We start from the raw sequence: 4,901 nt of genomic DNA on the forward strand, positions 1-4,901 counted from the left end.
GATGAGATGCTGGAGATCGCCGCCAGCGGCGGGCGCGTGCTGGCCCTGCGGTCGGTGGAGTTCGCCCGCAATCACCGTGTACCGCTGCACGTGCGGTCCAGCTTCACCTGGGAGCCAGGAACCTGGGTCAAGGAGGAGAACCGTTCGATGGAGCAGGCGATCGTCTCAGCGGTGACCCACGACACCTCGGAGGCCAAGGTCACGGTTACCGGAGTGATGGACCGGCCTGGCATCGCGGCGCGCCTGTTCCGGGCCCTGGCCGACCGGACCATCAACGTGGACATGATCGTGCAGAACACCTCTCTTCACGGCACGACCGACATCTCCTTCACCGTCCCCAAGGACGATCTGGCTGTGAGCCTCGAAGTCACCAGGGACCTCGCCCCCGAGATCGGTGCGTCTGGAGTGGCCGGAGACAGTGACGTGGGGCGGGTGTCTCTCGTCGGGGCGGGGATGAAGACCCACCCGGGGGTGACGGCCACCATGTTCGAGACGCTCTCTCGCGAGGGGATCAACATCGAGATGATCTCGACGTCCTCCATCCGCATCTCGTGTGTCGTTCGGACCGACGCCGTCGAGCGGGCCCTGCAGGTGCTGCACGAGGCCTTCAAGCTCACCTGAGCAGCCAAGCCGACGCGAGGTCCAGCAGGGGACTGTTAGGCCTCGGGCCCTCGGCTGGCACGTAGTATCGGTGGCGTGCGAGTCGCCATCATCGGAGCCACCGGTCAGGTGGGCGGTGTCATGCGTGGCGTGCTGGCCGAGCGCCATTTCCCGGTCGACGATCTCCGCGTCCTCGCCTCGTCGCGGTCAGTGGGCCGCCGCCTGCCATGGGCCGGCGGGGAGGTCGAGGTGGAGGACGCCGATGTCGCCGACTTTCGGGGCATCGATCTCGCCATGCTGTCCTGCGGCGCATCTGCATCGAGGCTCCTTGCTCCCCGGCTGGCCGAGGCTGGCGCCATCGTGGTCGACAACTCATCTGCCTGGCGCATGGACCCGGACGTGCCCCTCGTCGTACCCGAGGTGAACGGCGATGCCCTGTCACGCTTGGCCAAGGGAATCGTGGCCAACCCCAACTGCACGACCATGGTGGCCATGCCGGTGCTCAAGCCGCTCCACGCCGCTGCCGGGCTGCGGCGAGTGGTCGTCTCGACCTACCAAGCCGTGTCGGGCGCTGGTGGCGCAGGCGTCGCGGAGCTTGACGAACAGCTCCGCAAGGGTCTCGACCGAGCGGTCCAACTCACGTTCGATGGCTCGGCCGTAGAGCTGCCACCACCGGCGGTATTTCCCGCCAACATTGCCTTCAACGTCGTTCCCATGGCGGGCAGGATGATCGACGACGAGACCTCCGAGGAGCACAAGTTCCGGGATGAGAGCCGCAAGATCCTCGACCTCCCGGAGCTGGCTGTGTCCTGCACCTGCGTCCGGGTCCCCGTGTTCACTGGACACAGCCTCTCGCTGAACACCGAATTCGAAAGGGAGCTCTCAGTCGAGCGAGCAACCCAGCTCCTCGCGGCCGCTCCGGGTGTGCGCATCAGCCCGGTCCCCACGCCTCTGGCCGCCGCTGGGTCCGATCCCGTTCTCGTGGGCCGGCCGAGGAAAGACCTGGGGAGCACGCACGGGCTCGCCTTGTTCGTCTCGGGCGACAATCTACGCAAGGGGGCGGCGCTCAACGCCGTGCAGATCGCCGAGGCGCTCCTTCCGCGGCTCGGCTGATCGGACCATGGCCCTTGGGCTTGGCAAGCACGGCGGCGTCGGAACCATCGAGGACACGACCGCACGAGACATGGGGGAGCCCGGGGCGGCGAGGCATGGGCTCGGGCTCGTCTTCGGGTGGCTGGCCGTGGCCGCCATCGCGTTCCCATTGGGCTTGGCGTGCCTGCAGATCGCGGTCTCTCCTGGCCACCTGCCCCTGTATCTCGGTGGCGACCAGGCTCTGATCGGTCTCGGCACCAAGGCAGCAGCCGGGTGGCACCAGCTGCTGGGCCCCTACGACCGGTTCGGCTGGCACCACCCCGGTCCGGCCTACTTCTACCTGCAGGCACTGCCCTCGCACGCACTTGCACCCGGCCAGAGCGAGTTCTTCGGCAGCGCCGCCATCAACGCGGTCGCCGCGGTCCTGGCCGTCGCCACAGTGTGGCGTCGCGTCGGTTCTCGGGCGGCGCTGTGGTCTGCGGTTTGCATCGGCTATCTCGCCATCGCCCTGGGACCGGCGCTGCTGCGGCTCCCATGGAACCCCAACGCGGTGATCCTCCCCCTGTGCCTGCTGGCGGTGCTCTGTGCCGGAGGCGCCACCGGCTCATTGCTGTGTCTCCTCGGGTCGCTGCTTGTCGGCTCCTATCTGGTCCAGACTGACGTGGCCATGGTGCCGGTCGTTACCGCGCTGGTGGTACTTTCGCTGCTCGGCCACGTACTGGCTCGCCGGGCCGGGGTCGCTCGGGACGGCCCACGCCCCCTGCCGCGCGCTGCGATCGTGGCCCTGGCCGGTGTCGGGAGCGCCGTCCTGGTCGCAATGTGGGTCCCTCCGGTGCTGCAGCAGATCCGCGACCACCCGGGCAACCTCGGCCTCCTCTGGCACTTCTTCACCAGTGGCCATTCCCAGCACGGCGTGACCCCGGCCGCGCACGCCATCGGTGCGGTCGATTCGCAGCTCGGCTTCCGTAGTCTCGACAACGGGTTGCCCCTGCCGGGGTCTCACTACGTCGCCCTGCTGCTGGCCCTGGCGGTCGCGGTTGCGGCGGTCGCAGTGGGGGTCTGGCGCCGGCAGCGGTTCGGCCTCAGTCTGGGAGTCGCGAGTCTGGTCGGCCAGGTCGTATCGATCGTCTCCGCCACGAGGGTCGTCGGCCCCATCTACGGCTACCTGGTGCTGTGGGAGATCGCCCTCCCGGTCATGGCCGCCATCGGTCTGGGGGTTGCGCTTCTCGGCGATGACACTCGCCAGTCCGTGGAACGAACCGCTCGATGGCCGAGTGCGGCCAGCAAAACCATGACGGGTATCAGCGTCGCGCTCGCTGGGGGCGCCGTTGCCGTGGCGGTGACCCTCGGGGTCAACGTGGCTGGGCTGGCCCAGGTGTCCAGCCTCTCGGCATCCGACGTGGGCCAGGCCTGGAGGCTCGTCGAGCCCAGGCTGAGCCGCTCCGACATGTCAGTGCTGGTGGACATCCGCTCCCACGACAGTTGGCCCCTCGGGGCCGGGCTGGCCGACCAGTTAACCGAGCGCGGAGTGCGCCCCACTGTCCCCGAGGCCTGGGTCCCGATCTTCGGGACAGGCACTGCGACGGGGCATGAGGCGGCCGTGGTCGCGCTGTACCAGCGCGGGGAATCGCCGCCGACCCCGCCGCCCGGCTCCAGCCTCCTGGGAACAGCTGGCGATACCGTCGTGTACTTCTCGGACCGCGGGCCGGGCTCGCACTGACGTGATGGCGCCGCTGTAGCATGCTCGTCCGTGCCCCGCGCCCTGATCACTGGGATCACCGGCCAGGACGGCCGGCATCTGTCCGGCCTGCTGGTCGGGAAGGGTTACGACGTCTACGGCATGGTCCGCGGGCAGAACAACCCGAAGATCCAGATGGTCCAGGACGAGACGCCGGAGCTGGAGATCATCGAGGGAGACCTCCAGGACCTCTCGTCGCTCATCGCCGTGGTCGAGCAGGTCCAGCCGGACGAGGTCTACAACCTCGGTGCGGTGAGCTTCGTGGCCCTGTCCTTCCGGCAGCCGGAGCTCACCGCGGACATCAGCGGTGCCGGGGTGCTCAGGCTGCTGGAGGCGATCCGGGTCGTGGGCGGATCCCAGGCCAATCCCATCCGCTTCTACCAGGCGTCGTCGTCGGAGATGTTCGGCAAGGTCCGCGAGAACCCCCAGAACGAGACCACCCCGTTCCACCCCCGCTCACCCTATGGGACGGCCAAGGTCTTCGGGCATTACACGACGCTCAACTACCGGGAGTCCTACGGACTCCACGCCTCGAGCGGGATCCTGTTCAACCACACAGGGCCCAAGCGCGGCCTCGAGTTCGTCAGCCGCAAGGTCTCGAACGCCGTCGCTCGCATCAAGCTCGGCCTGCAGGACACCCTGACGCTGGGCTACCTCGACTCGTCGCGCGACTGGGGCTATGCGGGCGACTACGTCGAGGCCATGTGGCGCATGCTCCAGCAGGACGAGCCGGGTGACTACGTGGTCGCGACGGGCCAGACCCACACCATCCGCGAGCTGCTCGACGTCGCGTTCGGCGCCGTAGGGATCGACGACTGGGGGCCGTTCGTGACCACCGACCGCCGGTTCCTCCGTCCCGCCGAGGTGGATGTCCTGATCGGCGACGCCACCAAGGCCCGGAGCCAGCTGGGCTGGGAGCCGACGCTGGACTTTCAGACGCTCATCAAGGTGATGGTCGACCACGACCTCGAGCTCGAGGCCCGAAAGGCGCGCGACCGCTAGTCCCGCATGGACCCGGCCGGTCTGTGGCACCTGACCCCCAACGCGGGGCAGGAGTCATCGGTGCATCCGGAGAAGTAGCGAACCCGGAGAAGTAGCGACTCGCGCGAGGGCCCCCGAGCGGGCTGTGACAAGGAGCTGGGGATGCGGGTGCCGATCAGGAGGAGGTCTGCCCTGGCGGTCGCTGCTGCCCTCGGGCTCGTTCTGAGCGCTGCCGGCGCGGGGCCGTCTTCTTCAGCTTCAGCGGCGACGTCTCCGGCACCCCGGGTCCTTCGCGTCGGCACGTTCAACGGGATCCCCGGCACCTTCGGCACCATCCAGCAGGCGGTGAACGCAGCGCGCCCTGGCGACTGGATCCTGGTCGGACCGGGCGACTACCACGAGTCGGGCTCGAGCGACCCGACCCATCCCGCCGGTGTCCTGATCACGACGCCCGGCATCTACCTGCGGGGCATGGACCGCAACAAGGTCG

General features: G+C 68.6%; 5 protein-coding genes. All 5 read left to right on the top strand.

Annotation, left to right across the window (positions count from 1 at the left end):
• Window positions 1-621: ACT domain-containing protein (locus VH112_00905; GenBank protein ID HEX4538778.1), on the top strand; the 621-nt coding region annotated here is incomplete at its 5' end.
• Window positions 622-696: 75 nt separating this feature from the next.
• The gene (locus VH112_00910; GenBank protein HEX4538779.1) at window positions 697-1,713 is read left to right on the top strand and encodes an aspartate-semialdehyde dehydrogenase; all 1,017 of its coding nucleotides are present in this window, start codon (window positions 697-699) and stop codon (window positions 1,711-1,713) included.
• 7 nt (window positions 1,714-1,720) lie between these two features.
• The gene (locus tag VH112_00915) at window positions 1,721-3,412 is read left to right on the top strand and encodes a hypothetical protein (protein HEX4538780.1); all 1,692 of its coding nucleotides are present in this window, start codon (window positions 1,721-1,723) and stop codon (window positions 3,410-3,412) included.
• Between the two features lie 30 nt (window positions 3,413-3,442).
• Window positions 3,443-4,432: a GDP-mannose 4,6-dehydratase gene (locus VH112_00920; GenBank protein HEX4538781.1), complete on the top strand. Its 990-nt coding sequence runs from the start codon at window positions 3,443-3,445 to the stop codon at window positions 4,430-4,432.
• Window positions 4,433-4,573: 141 nt separating this feature from the next.
• A partial coding sequence (locus tag VH112_00925; GenBank protein ID HEX4538782.1) for a hypothetical protein occupies window positions 4,574-4,901 on the top strand: 328 nt, incomplete at its 3' end.

Source organism: Acidimicrobiales bacterium, from assembly GCA_036270875.1.
GTDB lineage: Bacteria > Actinomycetota > Acidimicrobiia > Acidimicrobiales > AC-9 > AC-9.